This window comes from Pseudomonas sp. BIGb0278, from assembly GCF_024809895.1.
Taxonomy (GTDB): Bacteria; Pseudomonadota; Gammaproteobacteria; order Pseudomonadales; family Pseudomonadaceae; genus Aquipseudomonas; species Aquipseudomonas shirazensis.
This window is the reverse complement of record NZ_JANUEL010000009.1, coordinates 44,471-64,081: the sequence shown is the minus strand read 5'-3', so window position 1 is coordinate 64,081 and position 19,611 is coordinate 44,471. Positions and strand designations below refer to the sequence as shown.

The 19,611-nt window shown below is 62.3% G+C and carries 19 protein-coding genes and 1 riboswitch; of the genes, 6 read left to right on the top strand and 13 right to left on the bottom strand.

What is annotated here, in order from left to right:
- Window positions 1-46: 46 nt before the first annotated feature.
- A riboswitch (cobalamin riboswitch) is annotated at window positions 47-200 on the bottom strand.
- A 150-nt stretch (window positions 201-350) separates the two neighbouring features.
- Both M2396_RS23265 and M2396_RS23260 read left to right on the top strand, forming a co-directional pair.
- Window positions 351-929: a hypothetical protein gene (locus M2396_RS23265; RefSeq protein ID WP_150572520.1), complete on the top strand. Its 579-nt coding sequence runs from the start codon at window positions 351-353 to the stop codon at window positions 927-929.
- A gap of 81 nt (window positions 930-1,010) precedes the next feature.
- Window positions 1,011-2,330 carry a sorbosone dehydrogenase family protein gene (locus M2396_RS23260; protein ID WP_150572519.1) on the top strand — a complete coding sequence of 440 codons (1,320 nt, stop codon included), beginning with the start codon at window positions 1,011-1,013 and terminating at the stop codon, window positions 2,328-2,330.
- Window positions 2,331-2,595: 265 nt separating this feature from the next.
- Here the strand turns inward: M2396_RS23260 and M2396_RS23255 are convergent, their stop codons facing one another.
- The 5 genes from M2396_RS23255 to M2396_RS23235 form a co-directional block, all read right to left on the bottom strand.
- The gene (locus tag M2396_RS23255) at window positions 2,596-3,132 is read right to left on the bottom strand and encodes a C40 family peptidase (protein ID WP_101321738.1); all 537 of its coding nucleotides are present in this window, start codon (window positions 3,130-3,132) and stop codon (window positions 2,596-2,598) included.
- A gap of 133 nt (window positions 3,133-3,265) precedes the next feature.
- The gene (locus M2396_RS23250; RefSeq protein WP_101321739.1) at window positions 3,266-3,901 is read right to left on the bottom strand and encodes a C40 family peptidase; all 636 of its coding nucleotides are present in this window, start codon (window positions 3,899-3,901) and stop codon (window positions 3,266-3,268) included.
- 127 nt (window positions 3,902-4,028) lie between these two features.
- A complete protein-coding gene (gene hda / locus M2396_RS23245; protein WP_101321740.1) occupies window positions 4,029-4,733 on the bottom strand; it encodes a DnaA regulatory inactivator Hda in 705 nt (234 codons plus the stop codon).
- Window positions 4,734-4,889: 156 nt separating this feature from the next.
- Complete coding sequence (locus M2396_RS23240) at window positions 4,890-5,963, bottom strand: AI-2E family transporter (RefSeq protein ID WP_259078962.1); 1,074 nt, start codon at window positions 5,961-5,963, stop codon at window positions 4,890-4,892.
- A 17-nt stretch (window positions 5,964-5,980) separates the two neighbouring features.
- Window positions 5,981-7,036, bottom strand: coding sequence for a DUF2066 domain-containing protein (locus M2396_RS23235; protein WP_259078912.1), 1,056 nt, complete (start codon window positions 7,034-7,036; stop codon window positions 5,981-5,983).
- 336 nt (window positions 7,037-7,372) lie between these two features.
- On the opposite strand from M2396_RS23235, the gene purM reads away from it, so the two are divergent.
- The 3 genes from purM to M2396_RS23220 are packed head-to-tail and all read left to right on the top strand — an operon-like array spanning window position 7,373 to window position 9,800.
- Window positions 7,373-8,431: a phosphoribosylformylglycinamidine cyclo-ligase gene (gene purM, locus M2396_RS23230; RefSeq protein ID WP_101321742.1), complete on the top strand. Its 1,059-nt coding sequence runs from the start codon at window positions 7,373-7,375 to the stop codon at window positions 8,429-8,431.
- Entirely contained in the window at window positions 8,431-9,081 is a 651-nt protein-coding gene (gene purN / locus M2396_RS23225) for a phosphoribosylglycinamide formyltransferase (protein ID WP_259078911.1), read from the top strand. Before purM ends, purN begins: the two co-directional genes overlap by 1 nt.
- 8 nt (window positions 9,082-9,089) lie before the next feature.
- Window positions 9,090-9,800, top strand: a complete 711-nt coding sequence (locus tag M2396_RS23220) for a DUF3108 domain-containing protein (protein WP_101321744.1) — start codon at window positions 9,090-9,092, stop codon at window positions 9,798-9,800.
- Window positions 9,801-10,228: 428 nt separating this feature from the next.
- On the opposite strand, the gene M2396_RS23215 is transcribed toward M2396_RS23220, so the two are convergent.
- A complete protein-coding gene (locus tag M2396_RS23215) occupies window positions 10,229-10,429 on the bottom strand; it encodes a hypothetical protein (protein ID WP_259078909.1) in 201 nt (66 codons plus the stop codon).
- A gap of 450 nt (window positions 10,430-10,879) precedes the next feature.
- On the opposite strand from M2396_RS23215, the gene M2396_RS23210 reads away from it, so the two are divergent.
- Complete coding sequence (locus M2396_RS23210; protein ID WP_101321746.1) at window positions 10,880-11,059, top strand: hypothetical protein; 180 nt, start codon at window positions 10,880-10,882, stop codon at window positions 11,057-11,059.
- Window positions 11,060-11,163: 104 nt separating this feature from the next.
- Here the strand turns inward: M2396_RS23210 and M2396_RS23205 are convergent, their stop codons facing one another.
- From M2396_RS23205 to M2396_RS23175, 7 genes are all read right to left on the bottom strand, one after another.
- Window positions 11,164-11,703: a DUF2058 domain-containing protein gene (locus tag M2396_RS23205; RefSeq protein ID WP_101321747.1), complete on the bottom strand. Its 540-nt coding sequence runs from the start codon at window positions 11,701-11,703 to the stop codon at window positions 11,164-11,166.
- A 26-nt stretch (window positions 11,704-11,729) separates the two neighbouring features.
- On the bottom strand, window positions 11,730-12,563 hold the full coding sequence (gene mazG, locus M2396_RS23200) for a nucleoside triphosphate pyrophosphohydrolase (protein WP_101321748.1): 834 nt from the start codon (window positions 12,561-12,563) through the stop codon (window positions 11,730-11,732).
- Window positions 12,564-12,694: 131 nt separating this feature from the next.
- The gene (gene relA / locus M2396_RS23195; RefSeq protein ID WP_101321749.1) at window positions 12,695-14,935 is read right to left on the bottom strand and encodes a GTP diphosphokinase; all 2,241 of its coding nucleotides are present in this window, start codon (window positions 14,933-14,935) and stop codon (window positions 12,695-12,697) included.
- Window positions 14,936-15,034: 99 nt separating this feature from the next.
- A complete protein-coding gene (gene rlmD, locus M2396_RS23190) occupies window positions 15,035-16,390 on the bottom strand; it encodes a 23S rRNA (uracil(1939)-C(5))-methyltransferase RlmD (protein ID WP_150573747.1) in 1,356 nt (451 codons plus the stop codon).
- Window positions 16,390-17,289 carry a cysteine synthase CysM gene (cysM, locus tag M2396_RS23185; protein ID WP_150573746.1) on the bottom strand — a complete coding sequence of 300 codons (900 nt, stop codon included), beginning with the start codon at window positions 17,287-17,289 and terminating at the stop codon, window positions 16,390-16,392. Before cysM ends, rlmD begins: the two co-directional genes overlap by 1 nt.
- A 90-nt stretch (window positions 17,290-17,379) precedes the next feature.
- On the bottom strand, window positions 17,380-18,762 hold the full coding sequence (locus M2396_RS23180; protein ID WP_101321751.1) for a sensor histidine kinase: 1,383 nt from the start codon (window positions 18,760-18,762) through the stop codon (window positions 17,380-17,382).
- 3 nt (window positions 18,763-18,765) lie between these two features.
- Window positions 18,766-19,479 carry a response regulator transcription factor gene (locus M2396_RS23175; RefSeq protein WP_101321752.1) on the bottom strand — a complete coding sequence of 238 codons (714 nt, stop codon included), beginning with the start codon at window positions 19,477-19,479 and terminating at the stop codon, window positions 18,766-18,768.
- Window positions 19,480-19,611 lie beyond the last annotated feature (132 nt).

The window sequence follows — 19,611 nt, the reverse complement described above, 5'->3', positions numbered from 1 at the left end:
AGGCGCCGTGGCGCAAACCACAGTGAACTGTGCATCACCCTCCGTGATGCCGTTGGCAGTAACAGGCCGGTCTCCGGGCTCGTGAGCGCTACGTACGCGGCTCACCTACCGTTGCGGGGGCAGCGCCGGACTGGTACCGGCTTCCCAGTTTCACCCCGCCAGACCGCAGTCCGCAGGGCACCTGAAACACGCCGCGAAGGTTAGAGGGTTGCACCGGGAGCGTCAATGAAACAAGGCCGGTTTGGCCTGGATCAATGGCCGATTCGACAGTACAGCGCAGACTGCTAGCATTGATATCATATCGCCATCACTGTAGCTGACCGCGATAATCACAATAAGGAGTGCGCAGCATGCAAGGTCTGATCATCAACAATCCGCGCCTGGAGTTTTTGCGTCCTGCCCTGGAGCGCTGGGTCGACTGCATCGATCGCTTCGCCGAACTCAACCATGCCAGCGACGCGCCTTACTGGCATGGCGCAGCGGCCAACGTCGGCCTGCTGGCTGCGGCTGCCTGGCAAGCCGAGCTGGTCGCCCTGACCCAGTTTGCCAGCAGCAAGCAACGCGAAGAAGGCGAGCGCGAAGGCCGTTGCGACCTGGCCATCAGCACCGCCGAGGAGTCGATCCATCTGCACGCCAGCCAGCGCTGGCCGCGCATCGCCCGGCTCGACCTGACCGCCGCCCTGCAAGAAACCACCAGCGCCGCCAAGCCGATTGCCTATGCCAGCCAGCTCAAAGCCGGGGCGCTGTTCGTCAGCCCGTGGAAAGCCGGCCAGCACGCCAGCCCGGAAGAACTCCAGGACCTGGTCGATGACCTGCAAAAGCACACCACCTGCGCCGTGGCCTGGTACTTCCCGTACGCCTATCGCAAGCTGCACAACGAGCTCGGCCAGTATTTCCCTGGTGTTGCATTGCTGTTCAAGCAAGCGTGAAGCAGCCCTGCGCCGCGCCGGGTTGAACCTCGCCCGGCGCCTATGGTTCTGTATGCCATAGCCCTTGTCGAGAGCCCGCCCATGGACAGAATGCGCAGTGCCGTTGTGCTCGCCTTGCTCGCAGGCCTCGGCGGCTGCGGCGAGACCGCCAGCCTCAGAGTCGACGATGGCATCGGCCCCACACCGCAGTTACCGGCGCCAAACAAAACCCTGTTGCCAACCGTCAACGTCGCGCCGGCGGTCGGCTGGCCGCAGGGTGGCAAACCGGTTGCAGCGGCCGGCACTCAGGTTGCGCTATTTGCCGACCATCTCGACCATCCGCGCTGGCTGTATGTGCTGCCCAATGGCGACGTGCTGGTCGCCGAAACCAACGCACCGGCCAAGCCGGACGACGGCAAAGGCCTGCGCGGCTGGTTCATGAAACGAGCCATGTCCAAGGCCGGTGCCGGCGTCCCCACCGCCAACCGCATCACCCTGCTGCGCGACCGCGACCATGACGGCGTCGCCGAAACCCGCAGCCGCTTTATCGAAGGGCTCAACTCGCCCTTCGGCATGGTGCTGGTAGGCAAGGACCTGTACATCGCCGACACCGACAAGCTGCTGCGCTTCGATTACGTGACCGATGCGTTGCAGATCGACGGCCGCGGGCAGAAGGTCACCGACCTGCCGGGTGGCACCCTCAATCACCACTGGACCAAGAACGTGATCGCCAGCCCCGACGGGCGCAAGCTGTACGTCACGGTAGGCTCCAACAGCAACGTGGCAGAGAACGGCATGCAGCAAGAGCAAGGCCGCGCGGCGATCTGGGAAGTGGACCGCGCAACCGGCAGCCACCGCATCTTCGCCTCCGGGCTGCGCAACCCGAATGGATTGGCCTGGCAGCCGCAATCGGGGGCGCTATGGACGGCGGTCAATGAGCGCGACGAGATCGGTAGCGACCTGGTCCCGGACTACATCACCTCGGTCAAGGATGGCGGTTTCTACGGCTGGCCGTACAGCTACTACGGGCAGCACGTGGACGTGCGGGTGCAACCACAAGACCCGGCCAAAGTCGCCCAGGCGCTGGTACCGGATTACGCCGTGGGGCCACATACCGCTTCGCTTGGCCTGGCGTTTATCGAGCCAGGTTTGTTGCCCGCACCGTTTGGCCGTGGCGCGCTGATTGGTCAACACGGTTCGTGGAACCGCAAGCCACACAGTGGTTACAAAGTGATCTTTGTGCCGTTCGATGCGGACGGCAAGCCAGCAGGCCAGGCGCTGGACCTATTGAGCGGTTTCTTGAGTGAACAAGGTGAGGCAATGGGCCGACCGGTTGGCGTGGTCAGCGATCAGCGCGAGGGCGTGCTGGTAGCGGATGATGTGGGCAATGTGATTTGGCGTGTGAGCGCAGCAAAGCAATGAGAGCGCTGAGCAGCCCCGGCTTTTGACTTTCGCTCTTGATATGCGCCAGCGAAGCGAGGCGTGCTCTTGATTTGCGCCAGCGAAGCGAGGCGTGCTCTTGATCTGCTTTTGATCTTGATCCACCGGCGACTCAGGAGGCCGAGCGCAGGTCTTGCGAAGGGAGGTGCCGGCCATGGATGGCCGGCGAGCGCTGTGAAGCGCAGGGGCCGCTACGCAGCCCTTCGCAGCTAACGGCCGCTCCCACAGGGACGCGTAGATCGCTAATTCAGGGATTCTGCGCCAAATGCCCAGCCGGCAATACTCGCTTGGCCTGCAAATACGCCTTGGCCCAATAGCTATTACTCAGATAATCCAACCGCACAGTCCCGCCAGTCCGCGGCGCATGCACAAAGCGCCCTTCCCCGACATAGATCCCGGCATGGCTAACCTGCGAGCCGCCCCCGGTAGCAAAGAACACCAAATCCCCCGACTGCAGCGAATTGACATCAATGCTAGGCGCCCGCATCACAATCATCTCGCGAGTCGACCGCGGCAAGCTGATACCAGCAGCATCCCGGTACACATAGCCAATCAGCCCACTGCAATCAAACCCCGAATCCGGCGTATTGCCGCCCCAGCGATAAGGCGTGCCAACCAACCCGATAGCCCGGAACAACACATCCGCCGCAACCGGCGAAGAGCTGGGTTGTTGATTGAAGATGATTTGTGGCTGAACCACAGGTGCCGGTGCCGGAGCACGGCTGGAGCAGGCAGCGAGCATCGCCACCAGCGAAAGAAATGCGAAGCGCGCCACTGTCACCATGGCTGAAACTTCCTGTAGAGGCCGATCGACCGCAGTCGAAAAGAGTTGAGAAATTAGATTAGACGCTTTCTGTAAATGCGCACGGCGGCGAGCTTTTTAAGCATCGCCGCCGTGCGAATATAGCAACTGGCTATCAGTTACGCGAGATCATCGTTGGCGCCATGGCCAGGGCGCGCTTGGCCTCGATAAAGGTCTTGCTCCAGTAACGATCCTGGAGATTATCGATACGCACACCACCGCTGCGACGGCTGCTCGAGTGGATGAACTGATTGTCACCCAGGTAGATGCCGGCATGGCTTACGCGACCGCGGCCGTTAGTGCTGAAGAACAGCAGGTCGCCTGGCTTGAGCTTGTTGCGGGCTACTTTCGGTGCATCGACGTTGATCATCTCGCGGGTCGAGCGTGGCAGGTTCATGCCAGCCTCTTCGCGGAACAGATAACCGATGAAACCGCTGCAATCGAAACCGGACTTCTCCGAAGTGCCGCCAAAGCGATAGCGGGTGCCGATCAAGGCCATGCCGCGCTCCAGGATGCTGTCGGCAAGGACTGGCAACTGGTAAGGTTTGCTGCTGGAGAACGCCTCGAGGTCTTCGTCGGTAGCCATTGGCTCTTCGCCGAAGACCGAAGAAGCGGAAGGTTTGATCAGGTCCGCAGAATGTGCGGCAACCTGTGGGTGATCCTGGGGCTGGGAAACCGGGCTATGCGCCGCGCAGCCAAAAAGCAGGGTCACAAGTGCGAGTGGCACGAGGGGTGCGAAGTGCTTGAGCATGTGCACGACCGTGTCTTTAGTTCTAAAGGAGGCTGCGACTATGCCTTCTATCAGGGTCATTTGCAAATTTTATCGAAAAAAATGTGACTTTTCCGTTTTTACGCTGTAGACCGCTGGTTTCAGGGCTTTACCAGCCCAGCGTTTCTTTCAGAAAAGGGATGGTCAGCTTGCGCTGAGCCTGCAGCGAGGCCTGATCAAGCCGCTCGAGCAGATCGAACAACGCACTCATGCTGCGCGCGCCGCGGGTGAGGATGAAATGGCCGACCTCGTCGGTCAGGTGCAAACCGCGGCGCGAGGCACGCAGTTGCAGGGCGCGCAGCTTGTCTTCATCGGACAGCCCGCGCATCTGGAAGATCAGCGCCAGGGTCAGGCGCGACTTGAGGTCGGCAAGCTTGATCGGCAATTCGCGCGGCGAACTGGATGCGGCCAGCAGCAAGCGTCGGCCGCTGTCGCGCAGGCGGTTGAACAGATGGAACATGGCCTCTTCCCAGTCGGCTTTACCAGCGATCACATGCAGATCGTCGATGCACACCAGCTCGTACTGTTCGAGGTGATCGAGCAGCTCGATACCGCGATCGAGCAACTGCGCCAGGGGCAGGTAGACCGCCAGCTCTCCGCGCTGCTGGAAACGCTGGGTGGCAGCCTGCAACAGGTGGGTGCGACCCACACCCTGCTTGCCCCATAGGTAGATGAGGCTCTCGGTCCAGCCGGCGTCGGCTTCGCACAAGCGCTCGACATAGCCCAGTGCTGCGGCATTGGCGCCCGGATAGTAGTTGATGAAGGTGGCGTCATCTCGCAGACGCACACCCAGGGGCAACTGGATCGGTTTCATGCTGGGCTGACGGTCACGAGGACCACGGGGCCTTGGAGGAAAGTCTGCAAAGTCTATACCTGCAGCGCGGGCGGCACAATCAGGGCCGGCGAGAGGGCAAGTAAAATCAAGGGCTTGCACCGAAGCGGGGCTGTACTCGCAGCCCCCTCCTCCGCGTTAAAGCTGAGGGTCTTCTTCGCCGCCGTACAGGTCCGACTCCTTGTACATCTCGTGGGCATGGCGCAGCAGCACCATGATCACCGCGGCTACCGGCAAGGCCAGCAGGACACCGGTGAAGCCAAACAGCTCACCGCCGGCGAGGATGGCAAAGATCACCGCCACCGGGTGCAGGCCAATCCGGTCGCCTACCAGCAGCGGAGTCAGGACCATGCCCTCAAGCGCTTGGCCGACCATGAACACAGCAACGATACCCAGCATCGGATAGAGATCACCGCCGAACTGGAACAGCCCGGCAATCAACGCCGCGCCAATGCCGATGATAAAGCCCATATAAGGCACGATCGCAGCAAGGCCGGCCAGCAGGCCGATCAACAAGCCAAGCTCCAGGCCGACCAGCATCAGGCCACTGGCATAGATCACCCCCAGCGCCAGCATCACCAGCAACTGCCCACGAACAAATGCACCTAGCACTTCGTGGCATTCACCTGCCAGCTCGACGATCTGTGCCTCGCGCTGACGCGGCAGCAGGCTGCGCACTTTGGCCATCATCAGGTCCCAGTCACGCAGCAGGTAAAAGCCCACTACCGGGATCAGCACCAGGTTCGCCAGCCATGCAAGAAGGGCCAGGCTCGACGCCGTGGCCTGACTCAGTACCGCACTGACAATGTCGGTGGTCTGGCCCATATGCTCGCTGATGGCGGCCTTGATCTTGTCGAACTTCCAGAAACCATCGGCCAGGCCCAGGCGGCTTTGCACCCACGGCAGTGCCACATGCTGCAGCCAGTCGAGCATCTGCGGCGTCAGCTCGTACAGGCGTACCAGCTGCTTGGCCAGCATCGGGATCAGCACTAGCAGCAAGGCCATGAAGATCAGCGTGAACAAGGCGAACACCACCACTACGCCCCAGGTGCGAGACAGACCCGCCCGCTCCAGGCGGTCGACCAACGGGTCAGCCAGATACGCCAGAAGGATGCCGACCAGAAACGGCGACAAGATGTTGTGCAGGCTATACAGCAGTACCGCCACTACCAGGACCACGCCCAGCCATACCCAGCGACGCTGATCAGTCATCATGTTCATGTTTTCTCTTACCAGGCAAAGCGCAAGCCATCGAAAGGTTTCGCTGCCGGAGCTTGCGCAGCCCCGGCTGGTTCATTTGTAACAGGGGCTGCAGGTGCGGCGGCGGCCGGTTCGGCTGGCAGTTCACGGAGTTTGGCCAGGCCCAGCTGGGCGCGCAGTTGCTCGCGGTTGCCGCTGACCTGATAGGTCAGCTTGTCGCCATCGGCCAGTTGCAGGCGCGGACCGTAGGGTTCGAGCACGCGGCTGAGCTCTGCATAACGCTTAAGGTTCATGCCTTGTACCTGCACCAGCAGCTCGCTGCTGGCACCCGGTCGAGTGACATAGCGCGGCGCCAGACGAGTACTCACCGCCAGCATCACCGCGTCGGCCAAGGCCGCCTGATCAGCGCCTTCGGCATCGCCTTGCTCACGTTGGTCACCCAGCCACAGCTGCCATTTGCCCTGCCACTTGCCGTCGGCTTCACGAGCGTGCACGGCCAACAGCGCATCGGCAGCGTAACGCTCGGAAGCTTCGCGCAGCGCGCTCGGATCCTTGCCTTCCAGCTGCTTGGCATTGGCGACCAGTTGCTCCTGCAGGTCGGCCAACGGCAAGCGCAGCGGCAGGCCGCGATGTTGCGCAGCGCGGCGTAGCGGCTCAGCGGCGCTCTGGCCATCGCCGAGCAGGCTGCTGCCGTCGACGCTGTCGTTCAACCACCAGCTGAGGATCGACGGCCGATTGCTGCCCCACAAGGCCAGGCCAGCCTGACGCAAGGCACGCTCGGTACTGCCTGCGTCAAACTCGACCAGCACGCTCTCGGGCGGGCCGGCCTCGTTGCCGACCTGATTGATGATCTGTTGCGGGTCCTTGCGCAGCGCGGCCAGGGCTGGCGACTGCGGCGCCTTCGGATCGCCGGTCAGACGCAGGATCAACGTGTCGAGCGCACGTGCTGTGGCCTGGGAGCGGGCCTCGCTGCCCTGGCCGTCGACCGTTTCACGTACTTGATAAAGCCCGGCAACACTTTCGGCCTGGGCCGCACTGGCCAGCAAGGCGAGGCAACCGGCAGCCAGGTAATTGAGAAAACGCATGGAGGATTCCTGTCCAGATGAACGAGGGCGCGGAGCCTGTACCTGCTGGCTGTGACCGCAGCGCCTGTCGATCGCTCCGTCCGCCGGCAATTTTGTCCCCGCGCCATACCTATACCTTATACAGCGACCGGTCAGGCAACCAGTCGCGGCCCATGAAAGGATGTTTTTAAACATTTACCGCCCTGCCCGTCGGCCTGAGGATGGCCGCTGCCCGGCAACCCTGATAAAATCGCGCGCCTTCGCAGACCAGTGACGAACAGGCAGCCGCCGCTGCAACAGCCGGCCTTGGCCGTCGCGGTCGTTTTTCCGTATCCCTACCTCTAAAGGCCTGGATCAATGAGCAAGCAACCCTCCCTGAGCTACAAAGACGCCGGTGTAGACATCGACGCCGGCGAAGCACTGGTCGAACGCATCAAGGGCGTGGCCAAGCGCACCGCACGCCCTGAGGTCATGGGTGGCCTGGGCGGCTTTGGCGCCCTCTGCGAGATCCCGGCCGGCTACAAACAGCCGGTGCTGGTCTCCGGCACCGACGGCGTCGGCACCAAGCTGCGCCTGGCACTGAACCTGAACCGCCACGACAGCATCGGCCAGGACCTGGTCGCCATGTGCGTCAACGACCTGATCGTCTGCGGCGCCGAGCCGCTGTTCTTCCTCGACTACTACGCCACCGGCAAGCTCAACGTTGACGTTGCAGCGACCGTGGTAACCGGTATTGGTGCAGGTTGCGAGCTGGCTGGCTGCTCGCTGGTCGGTGGTGAGACCGCCGAGATGCCTGGCATGTACGAAGGTGAAGACTACGATCTGGCCGGCTTCTGCGTCGGTGTGGTCGAAAAAGCCGAGATCATCGATGGCTCGAAAGTCGCCAGCGGTGACGCCTTGATCGCCCTGCCTTCGTCCGGCCCGCACTCCAACGGCTACTCGCTGATCCGCAAGATCCTCGAAGTCTCCGCGACCGACATCGAGAGCACCCAGCTCGACGGCAAGCCGCTGGCCGACCTGCTGATGGCGCCAACGCGCATCTACGTCAAGCCGCTGCTCAAGCTGATCAAGGACACTGGCGCCGTCAAGGCCATGGCCCACATCACCGGTGGTGGCCTGCTCGACAACATCCCGCGCGTCCTGCCGAAAAACGCCCAGGCGATCATCGACGTGGCCAGCTGGCAGCGTCCAGTAGTGTTCGATTTCCTCCAGGAAAAAGGCAACGTCGACGAGCACGAAATGCACCGCGTCCTGAACTGCGGCGTGGGCATGGTCATCTGCGTTGGCCAGGACCAGGTCGAAAACGCCCTCAACGTGTTGCGTGCAGCCGGTGAGCAGCCATGGGTGATCGGCCAGATCGCCGATGCCGCCGAAGGCGCACCTCAGGTCGACCTGCAGAACCTCAAGGCGCACTGATGCCGGGCAAGACCTGTAATGTTGTGGTGTTGCTGTCGGGTTCCGGCAGCAACCTGCAGGCGCTGCTCGACAGCTGTAAGCCAGACGGTCCGGTGCGCATCTGCGCAGTGATCTCCAATCGCGCCGATGCCTACGGCCTGGAACGGGCCAAAGCGGCCGGCATCGCGACTGCGGTGCTGGAGCATCAGGGTTTCACCGGTCGTGAGGCATTCGATACAGCGCTGATGGCGCTGATCGACGGCTTCACCCCGGACCTGGTGGTGCTCGCCGGTTTCATGCGCATCCTCAGCGGCGGCTTCGTGCGTCACTATCAAGGCCGCCTGCTGAATATCCACCCTTCGTTGCTGCCCAAGTACAAAGGCCTGCATACCCACCAGCGCGCCCTGGAAGCGGGTGATGGCGAGCACGGTTGCAGCGTGCACTTTGTCACCGAGGAACTCGATGGCGGGCCTCTGGTCGTACAGGCAGTGGTTGCGGTGGCAGCAGATGACACCGTGCAAAGCCTGGCAGCCCGGGTTCACCACCAGGAACACCAGATCTACCCGCTGGCGGTGCGCTGGTTCGCCGGAGGACGCTTGCGTCTGGGCGAGCACGGTGCGTTACTGGATGGCCAGCCGCTGGCGGCCAGCGGTCACTTGATTCGTCCCTAGGAGATTTTATGCGTCGCGCCCTGCTGATGGCTCTCGCCGTGCTTGCCCTGCCTCTTCAGGCAGCTGATCTGAAGCCCTTCTCGGCCAGCTACACCGCCGACTGGAAGCAGCTGCCCATGAGCGGCACCGCCGAGCGTAGCCTGGTGAAGAATGCCAACGGGACCTGGAGCCTGAACTTCAAGGCTTCAATGATGATTGCCAGCTTGACCGAGCAAAGCACCGTACGGGTGGACAAGGATGCGTTGTTGCCGCAGACCTACCACTTCGAACGCGGTGGCCTGGGCAAGGCAAAGAAAGTCGATCTGGACTTTGACTGGGCGAGCAAGAAAGTCACCGGTAGCGACCGTGGTGATGCGGTGAGTCTGCCGTTGAATCGTGGCGTGCTGGACAAGTCTTCGTATCAGCTGGCACTGCAGCATGACGTGGCGGCGGGCAAGAAGAGTGTGTCGTATCAGGTCGTCGATGGCGATGAGATCGATACCTATGACTTCCGGGTTTTGGGCACTGAGAAGGTGACTACCAAGACTGGGCAGGTCGATGCGATCAAGGTCGAGCGCGTGCGTGATCCTAGCCAGAGCAAGCGGATTACCGAGCTTTGGTTCGCCAAGGATTGGGATTATCTGCTGGTGCAGTTGCGTCAGGTTGAGACTGATGGCAAGGAATACGTGATCGTGCTGCAGGATGGTACGGTTGATGGGCGGTCGGTGAAAGGCAATTGATTTTGTCTTGAGCTGAATCCGCTGTGAAAGGACCCCACTTTGATGTGGGGTTTTTTATGGGTTGAATATGAGTGCGTTTGCGCTGGACCTGGGGGCTTACCGAGAGTGTTCATCAGAACGATGGAGCTCATCGCTGAAAGACTCCCCAGCTGTAGTGCATCGGTTGTCGGCTTTCGCTGGCCTACGGGCAACGCGTGGTTTTTTCGCCGGCCGCTGGCCCGGGCGGATAGCCCAAAGATGGGCGTTCTCACGCAGGCGTTCCTGGATATGAGGCGGTCTGTCGGCCAAAGTGGTCAGCGGCGGGATGGGTTTTCCGGGTAGCCCTGCTTCGCGGATGATTTTTGGCCAGCGCGGTTTCCAGCACAACAGCAGGCTTAGCCAGTGGCTTAGGCCGAGGATGAGGAAGGCGGGCGAGATAAGAACGAGGCCTAACTTGATGATCCGCGAAGAATGACGAAAGATTGCGGCAGGCGCTCGCGCATGCCGGAGTTGCCGCCGACGGCGGCGTAGCGCAGCGGCAGAATGGTGAAGCTGCGGGTGCAGCTGACTGCAGGGCCTGCGGCTAACGGTACGCTGAGGGCCTCGCAGGCAGCCTGATGAATAGCGAAGAGCTTGTCCATGCTGTTCATGGTGGCGTCCTTTTCAGCGTCTGCAAGCGTCGCCGATAGGGTCAATGAGTTGCCGACGGGGCGGGGGGCGGGCCGCGTGTTTTCACGGATTTTGTTGCCTGCCAACCATACCGAGCTGACGCTTTTCAGGGACCTGGACGGTTTCTGATAAGGGTGTAGGAAAGTTCGCTACCTAAGGCAAAGGGCTGCCCAGCCGGACGCCTGATCCCGCCGCACAAGAACCAAAGCCAGCGCTGCCCACAGCAACAGTGAGCAGTTCAGAGATAGCCAAGGGCGCTGCGTAGCCGCTTCCGTCCGGCCCTGCGCCCGGCAAGGCTGCTCAGAAAGCGCACGATCCTAGGTCGATGAAAAATCCTTCATGCCGAGTTTATTTACTTAGCCTGCTAATAAACCCTATAACTAAGTCCTGCGACACTCTGCCGCAGCCAACTCAAAGTGGAGTTTTCAACGATGACAGTCCAAGTAACCGAACGCGACGAATCGAAAATGTCCCATGAAGGCCTGGCCGCCGGTGTGCGGATCTGGGACGTCCACCAGCAAGGCGAACTGGTGGGCATGTTCCACCAGGAACACGAAGCCCAGCAATACCGCGCCGAACTCGAAACCCTCGAGAACCAGCGCCAGCAATAACCCCTGTATCGATCAACGCGCCTGGCAGTTTCCCCACCAGGCGCTGCATGAAAAAGGGCTGCCAAGCAGCCCTTTGTAACTAAATACACCACCCGTGACGGGCGTTACCACATCAAATCATCAGGAATCTTGTAAGCCGCATACGGATCATCCTCATCGGCCTCCTCGACATGCGTGTTGAGCAACAGAATCCGCCCAGGATCACGCTCCTGAATCTTCACCGCCGCCTCCCGCGGGATCACCTCGTAACCCCCACCCAACGCCACTACAGCCAACGAGCCATTGCTCAGTTTGCTGCGCATCAGCGCGTTCACCGCAATCCGCTTGACCTTCTTGTCGTCAACGAAATTGTAGTAATCCTCGGTGGTCAACTTGGGCAGGCGGGTCGCCTCGATCAACTGTTTGACCTGCGCCGCCCGGGCCTTTTGCTCGGCCTTCTCCTGCTGCTGGCGATTCAGCTCCTGATCACGCTTGGCTTTTTCCGCCATGGCCTCTTTGGCCAGACGCTGCTGGGTGTCGTCCACCTCGACCTGGCCTTTTTGTTCCAGGCGCTTCTGTTTCTTTTCTGCTTTGTTGGTCTGCTGGACCTGCTTCTGGTTAACCAGACCGGCCTTGAGCAATTGGTCGCGAAGGGAAAGGCTCATGGATGTTCACTCACTTATGCAACAGCTCAGCCGCAGCTGGGCAGGTTCTTTTCTTGGCGTTTGGCTTCACCCCAAAGGGCGTCCAATTCATCAAGGTTACAGGATTCGATAGGCTTGCCGCTGTCGCGCAAGGCCTGTTCGATGAAGCGAAAACGCCGCTCGAACTTGCGATTGGCGCGACGCAGGGCGTTTTCCGGGTCTTGCTTGAGATGGCGGGCGAGGTTGACCGTGGCAAACAGCAGGTCACCGATCTCGTCTTCCAATGCATCGGCATCATTATCCGCCATGGCCTGCAGCACTTCATCCAGCTCTTCACGGACCTTGTCCAGCACCGGCAGCGGGTCGGGCCAGTCGAAACCGACCGTGGCCGTGCGCTTTTGCAGCTTGGCGGCACGCGACAAAGCCGGCAAGGCCGCGGGAACGTCGTCAAGCAATGACAACTGCTCGGGCACGCTGTGTTCGGCGCGCTCCTGGGCCTTGATCTCTTCCCAGCGCGACTTGACCTGGGCTTCGCTCAGGCTCGGCGTGTCCAGCGGCGCGTACAGCTCGCCGGTGGGGAACACATGCGGGTGGCGGCGGATCAGCTTGCGGGTGATGCCGTCGACCACGCCGGCAAACTCGAAACGGCCTTCTTCGCGGGCCAGCTGGCTGTAGTAAACCACCTGGAACAGCAGGTCGCCGAGCTCACCTTGCAGGTGGGCGAAATCGCCCCGCTCGATGGTGTCGGCCACCTCGTAGGCTTCTTCGATGGTGTGTTGGACGATGCTTGCGTAGTCCTGCTTCAAGTCCCATGGGCAGCCATGCTGCGGGTCACGCAGACGGGCCATGAGGTGCAGCAGGTCTTCAAGGGTGTAAGTCATGGCAGGTCCTTCGGTTGCGCTCTTTTCGCGGCGGTCCGGCGTCCCGGTAAACCCACTCCCAGGGGCCCTGATCGACCTGTGGGAGCGGGATCACCGGGACGCCGGACCGCCGCGAAAGAGTCCCCGCGGTTCTAAGGAGTACGGTTACGCCGCGTCTCGATGATGTTGGGCAACTGCGAAATCCGCCCGAGCAGACGCCCGAGGGCATCCAGACCGGGGATTTCGATGGTCAGCGACATCAAGGCGGTGTTGTCTTCCTTGTTCGAGCGGGTGTTGACCGCCAGCACGTTGATCTTCTCGTTGAGCAGCACCTGCGACACATCACGCAGCAGGCCTGGGCGGTCGTAGGCGCGGATGATGATGTCGACCGGGTAGGTCAGCACCGGCACCGGGCCCCAACTGACCTGGATGATCCGCTCCGGCTCACGCCCGCTCAGTTGCAGCACCGAGGCGCAGTCCTGGCGGTGAATGGTCACACCGCGGCCCTGGGTGATATAGCCCACGATCGCCTCGCCGGGCAGCGGCTGGCAGCAGCCGGCCATCTGCGTCAACAGGTTGCCGACACCCTGGATCTGGATATCGGCACGCTTGCCGTTACGCACACCAGACGGCTTGCGCGGGGTCAGCTCGATCTGCTCGATCCGCTCCGGCTCAAGCAACTGCTGGGCTGCGTTGACCAGATGCGCCAGGCGCAAGTCGCCGGCACCGAGGGCAGCAAACAGGTCTTCGGCGGTTTTCACGTTGGCTTTTTCGGCCAACCGATCGAAATCGACCTGAGGCAGGCCAAGCCTGCTCAGTTCGCGCTCGATCAGGGTCTTGCCGGCGGCGACGTTCTGATCGCGCGCCTGCAGCTTGAACCAATGGACAATCTTCGCCCGTGCACGCGAGGTGGTGACGTAGCCAAGGTTCGAGTTCAGCCAGTCGCGGCTTGGGCTGCCGTGCTTGCTGGTGATGATCTCGACCTGCTCACCGGTCTGCAGGCTGTAGTTGAGCGGCACGATGCGGCCGTTGATCTTGGCGCCACGGCAGTTGTGGCCGATCTCGGTGTGCACGCGGTAGGCGAAGTCAAGCGGTGTCGAGCCCTTGGGCAGGTCGATAGCGTGGCCGTCGGGGGTAAAGATATACACCCGGTCAGGCTCGATATCGACACGCAGCTGCTCGGCCAGGCCGCCGATGTCGCCCAGCTCTTCGTGCCACTCCAGCACCTGGCGCAGCCAAGAGATCTTTTCTTCGTAGTGGTTGGAACTGGCCTTGACGTCGGTGCCCTTGTAACGCCAATGCGCGCAGACGCCGAGCTCGGCTTCTTCGTGCATGCCGTGGGTGCGGATCTGCACCTCGAGCACCTTGCCCTCCGGGCCGATCACTGCGGTGTGCAGGGAGCGGTAGCCGTTTTCCTTGGGGTTGGCGATGTAGTCGTCGAATTCCTTGGGAATGTGCCGCCAGAGGGTGTGGACGATGCCCAGGGCGGTGTAGCAGTCGCGGATCTCCGGGACCAGCACGCGCACGGCGCGCACGTCGTAGATCTGGCTGAACTCCAGGCCTTTGCGCTGCATCTTGCGCCAGATCGAATAGATATGTTTCGCCCGGCCACTGATATCGGCGTTGACGCCGGTGGCCAGCAACTCGTTCTGCAGCTGGTTCATCACATCGTTGATGAAGCGCTCGCGGTCCAGCCGGCGTTCGTGCAGGAGCTTGGCGATCTGTTTGTACTGGTCAGGCTCAAGATAGCGGAAGGACAGGTCCTCCAGCTCCCACTTGATATGCCCGATACCCAGCCGGTGCGCCAGTGGCGCATAGATGTCGAACACCTCGCGGGCCACGCGCAGGCGTTTTTCTTCATCGGCGGCTTTCACCGCACGAATCGCGCAAGTGCGCTCGGCCAGTTTGATCAGGGCGACGCGCACGTCGTCGACCATGGCCACGAGCATCTTGCGAAGGTTTTCGACCTGCGCCTGCGAGCCGAGCACCAGCGACTGGCGCGGGCTCAGGCTGGCACTGATGGCGGCCATGCGCAGCACGCCGTCGATCAGCTTCGACACTACCGGGCCAAAGCGTTGACCGACCTCGGCCAAGGTGACCTTACCTTCACGTACTGCGCGGTAGATCACCGCCGCGACCAGCGAATCCTGGTCGAGTTTGAGATCGGCAAGGATCTCGGCGATCTCCAGGCCGGCCTGGAAACTGGACGTCCCGTCCGCCCACGAATGCTTGGCCGGGTTGCCCTTCTTCTCGACTTCCTGGGCGAACTCGCAGGCTTCTTTCAGGTTCACCCGGTCCAACGCCGAATCGACGCTCACCACATGATCCAGCCACGCTTCGAGATTGATACTGCCGTCGCTGTTGACCGGCTGGTGCACTCTCACCTGTACCATCTTTGCTTTACCTTTCCATACAGCGCAGCCCACGGCCGCACTGACAATCACCGTGCGCCTACCATTCCCTGGAAGCCGCACCAAGAGGGCCAGCGTTGGCTAGCCCACTTCGAATAACGCCATGGCTTCGACATGCGCCGTCTGAGGAAACATGTCGAGAATCCCGGCCCTTGTTAACCGGTACCCTTGGGCGACCAGCACCTGCGCGTCACGCGCCAGCGTCGCCGGGTTACACGAGACATACACCAGCCGCTTGGCCTTGAGGCGGGCGATGCCTTGCACCACCTCGTAAGCACCGTCGCGCGGTGGGTCCAAGAGTACCGCAGAAAAACCCTCGGCGGCCCATTCGGCACCTGCCAGAGGTTGAGATAAATCGGCCTGAAAAAACGCCGCGTTATGCACATTGTTATCACGGGCATTGGCTGCCGCCCGCTCGACCATCACCTGCACGCCTTCCACTGCCACCACTTCGCGGGCCTGCCTGGCCAACGGCAGGGCAAAGTTGCCCAGGCCGCAGAACAGGTCCAGCACACGCTCGTCAGGCTGCGGTGCGAGCCAGGCCAGGGCCTGCTCGATCATGGCCGTATTGACCTGGGCGTTGACCTGAACAAAATCGCCCGGGCGCCACGCTAGCTGCATCTGCCACGGCTGCAAAGTGAAACCGAGGGTCTGCCCGGCCTCGACCGGCGCAGGCTCGCCCTCCCCTTGCAACCATAGCTGGGCGCCCGCCTCTTTGCAGAAGGCCTGCAGCCGTGCCAGGTCGTCCTCTGGCAACGGCGCCACGTGGCGCAGCAGGACGGCCTCGGCGCTGCCGCTGAACAACTCGACATGGCCCAGCGCCTGCGGTTTGTTCAGGCTGCGCAACACCGTCGGCAAATGCCGCAGGATCGTTTGCAAGGGCTGTACCAGCACCGGGCATTCGTCGATGGCGATGATCGCCTGGCTGGCCTCGGCACGGAAACCGACTTCCAGCTGACGATTCTTGACGTCCCAGCGCACGGCAATCCGCGCGCGTCGGCGGTAGCCGAATTCAGGCCCGGACAACGGCGCTGCCCATTGCTCTGGCTGGATCCCGGCCACCCGCTGCAACTGCTCGGCGAGCATGCGCTGCTTGAGCGCGAGCTGCTCGGCGTGCGGCAGGTGCTGCAGGTTGCAGCCGCCACAACGATCATAGTGCCGGCACGGCGCCGGGCGCCGCTCGGGGCTGGCTTGCAGGACCCGCTCAAGGCGCGCATCGACGATCTTGCCACGGGCACCAAGCACCCGCGCTTCCACCGCTTCGCCGGCCAGGGCGCCGCTGACGAACCAGGTTCGCCCTTCATGAAAACTGATGCCGCGGCCATCACCGGCCAGGCGCTCGATGTCCAGGCGCTGCTTCTTGCCTACGGGAACTTGCGCAGCACGATCGCCGCCGGCCGGCTGGAAACGCAGGCCGCCTTTACTTTTCTTGGTCATCAGGTCGCGTCGAACAGGCCAGTGGAAAGATAGCGATCACCGCGGTCGCAGACGATCGCGACCATCACGGCGTTTTCCACCTGCTGCGACAGGCGCAACATGCCGGCCACCGCACCACCAGAGGACACACCGCAGAAAATGCCCTCTTCACGGGCAAGGCGGCGGGTGACGTGTTCAGCTTCGGCCTGGGACATGTCGATCACCTGATCAACTCGAGTGGCGTCGAATATCTTTGGCAGATATTCCTCAGGCCAGCGCCGGATGCCGGGAATCGACGAGCCGTCCATGGGCTGCAGACCAACGATCTGCACCGCCGGGTTCTGCTCCTTGAGGTACTGCGAGCAGCCCATGATGGTGCCGGTAGTGCCCATCGAACTGATGAAATGGGTGACGCTGCCCTGGGTCTGCTGCCAGATCTCCGGGCCGGTGCTGGTGTAGTGGGCCAACGGGTTGTCGCCGTTGGCGAACTGATCGAGGATCAACCCGCGGCCTTCGGCCTGAAGCTTTTCGGCCAGATCGCGGGCGCCCTCCATGCCCTCTTCCTTGCTCACCAGGATCAACTCGGCGCCATAGGCGGTCATCGCTGCCTTGCGTTCGGCAGTGGAGTTGTCGGGCATGATCAGGATCATCTTGTAGCCCTTGATCGCCGCAGCCATGGCCAGGGCGATGCCGGTGTTACCGGAGGTCGCTTCGATCAGGGTGTCGCCGGGCTTGATCTGGTTGCGCAGTTCGGCGCGGGTGATCATCGACAGTGCCGGGCGGTCCTTGACCGAGCCGGCCGGGTTGTTGCCTTCGAGCTTGAGCAACAAGGTATTGCTGGTCGCACCTGCGAGGCGCTGCAGGCGAACCAGAGGCGTATTGCCGACGCAATCGGCGATGGTTGGGTACTGCAGGGTCATGGTGTCTTTCGCAATCAAAACGACAGGGGCGCCTATCATACCGGCATTCCCTTGCCGGCCATATCACGCAATCTGTGGTCGATATAGCTGTCAGCTATATAGCAGCTGTGCCGGCGCCGATTCGCTCGCTTCAACGTGCGCTGGCAGGCGCATGCACAGGCGCAGGCCGCGTTTGCCGTTCTCGGCCCAAAGCGTCCCGCCCTGGCGTTGAATGGCGCCGCGGGCGATGCTCAGGCCGAGGCCAAAGCCGCCGTCGCCGGGGCGCGAACCGTCCAGCCGCGAAAACGGCGCGAAGATACGCTCCAGATCGTCCTCGGCCACACCGCCGCCCTGGTCTTCCAGCCAGATCCGCCAGTAACTGCCCTCACGCCGACCGCCGAGGGTGATCACGCCGTCGCCAGGCGAATGACGAATGGCATTACGCAACAGGTTTTCCACGGCCTGGGCCAAATGGTTGAGGTTGCCCTGCACCCAGCAGGTGGCCGGCAATTCACAGCGCAGACGTGCAGGCTGCCAGGCGCTTTCGTAGCAGGCGTCCTCGGCGAGCATGTCCCACAGCGCCTGCAGCTGGATCGGTTCGAGATTCATTGGCGCCCGCTCGGCGTCCTGCCAGGCCAGTTGCAGGGTGTCTTCGACCAGTTGCTGCATGCAATCGACCTCCCGCGTGACGCGCTCGCGCAGGCGCCCAAGGTCAGCCTCGCCATCGCCGGCCACCCGCAAGCGGCTCAGCGGCGTGCGCATTTCGTGGGACAGGTCGCGCAGCAGTTGTTGCTGCAAGGCCACGGTGCCTTGAAGGCGCTCGGCCATCTGGTCGAAGGCACGCGCCAGCTCACCCAGCTCGTCATGTCGGCCCATGGTGGTCGCGTCCAGCCGCGCCGAGAGCTGATCGGCGCGCCAGGCATTGGCCTGCTCGCGCAGCTGGTTCAACGGAACAATCAGCATGCGGTACAGACCCACGCACAGCAGCAAGGTGAACAGGCCGGGAATCACCCCGTTGATCAGGATCCGCCACAGCCACAGGTACTGGCCCGGATTGAGCCGCGTGGGCAATTCGATGACCAACATGGCCTGCGCGGCGGGGTCGGCGAACGGCAAGCGCAGCCACGGTTGATCGACACTGCGTCGGCTCATCGGCCAGTCGACCTGGCGCAGGCGGGTCAGGCGCTGGGTCTGCTCGGCCGTCAGCGGGGTACTGCTCAAGCTGTGCAGGTGGCTGTTGATGACGCCGACAAAGCCCTGCTCACGCGCCCGCATGCCTTGCAACCATTGATCGATGCCGGCCTGGCCGCCCTCGTGCCAGGCCTGCTCAGCCTCGACCGCGTAGGCCTGCAGCAGTTGCCGGGCGGGCTTGGAGAGAAATGCATTCTGGGTTTCCATGTAGCGACCCCAGCTGTAGCTCAGGCCGATCATCAACAGGCAAAAGCCCACCAGCAAAATCGCCAGGCGCCAGAACAACGAATGTCGATCGAGCATGGTTCAGCCCTCGCCGGCGCTGAGCACATAACCTTTGCCCCAAACGGTGACGATCTGCCGCTCGTGGTAACCGACCGCCTTGAGCTTGCGGCGGATCTGGCTGACGTGCATGTCCAGGCTACGATCGTGGCGGGAGTAACCCCGCTGCAACACTTGCTGATACAGCAGCGGCTTGCTCAGCACCTCGTCCGGACTGCGGTAGAGGGTGTCCAGCAGGCGATATTCGCTGGGGGTCAGGCCGGCCCAGTTGGAGCCGAGGCAAACATCGCTGATAGCGTCATCAAAGCGCAGCTCGCCTGGCTCGACAGGTTGCGGTGCCTGGCGCCGGCGCTCCAGCTCAACCCGGCGCAGGATCGCCTCGATGCGCACCTGCAACTCGGCCATGCTGAAGGGCTTTGGCAGATAGTCATCGGCGCCGCGCTGAAAGCCGGTGATACGGTCCGCTTCAGCGCCCAGGGCCGACATCAGGATCACTGGCGTGGCGCTTTTGCGCCGCAGCTGCGCGAGTGCATCGAGGCCGTTCAGCCCCGGCAGGAGGATATCCATCAGGACCACATCGAACACCTGCCGGCCTGCTGTTTCCAGACCGTCAAGGCCGTTGCGGCACCAGGTCACCTGAAACCCACCGCGCTGCAATTCTTCGTGCAGGTAAGCGCCGAGGACCGGGTCGTCTTCGATGGCGAGAATGTTCGAGTGGTGAATGGCTACGGGATTCATTGGCTTCTGGCATTGATTCTCAATTGCGCGATTATTGGCCAGTAACTCAAGGCTAGGCAACTGGATTACGACCAAACCATTAGCGCCTCCGGCTGCAAGCGCAGCCTGCCAGCCCGCCTGGGGCGCTGAAAT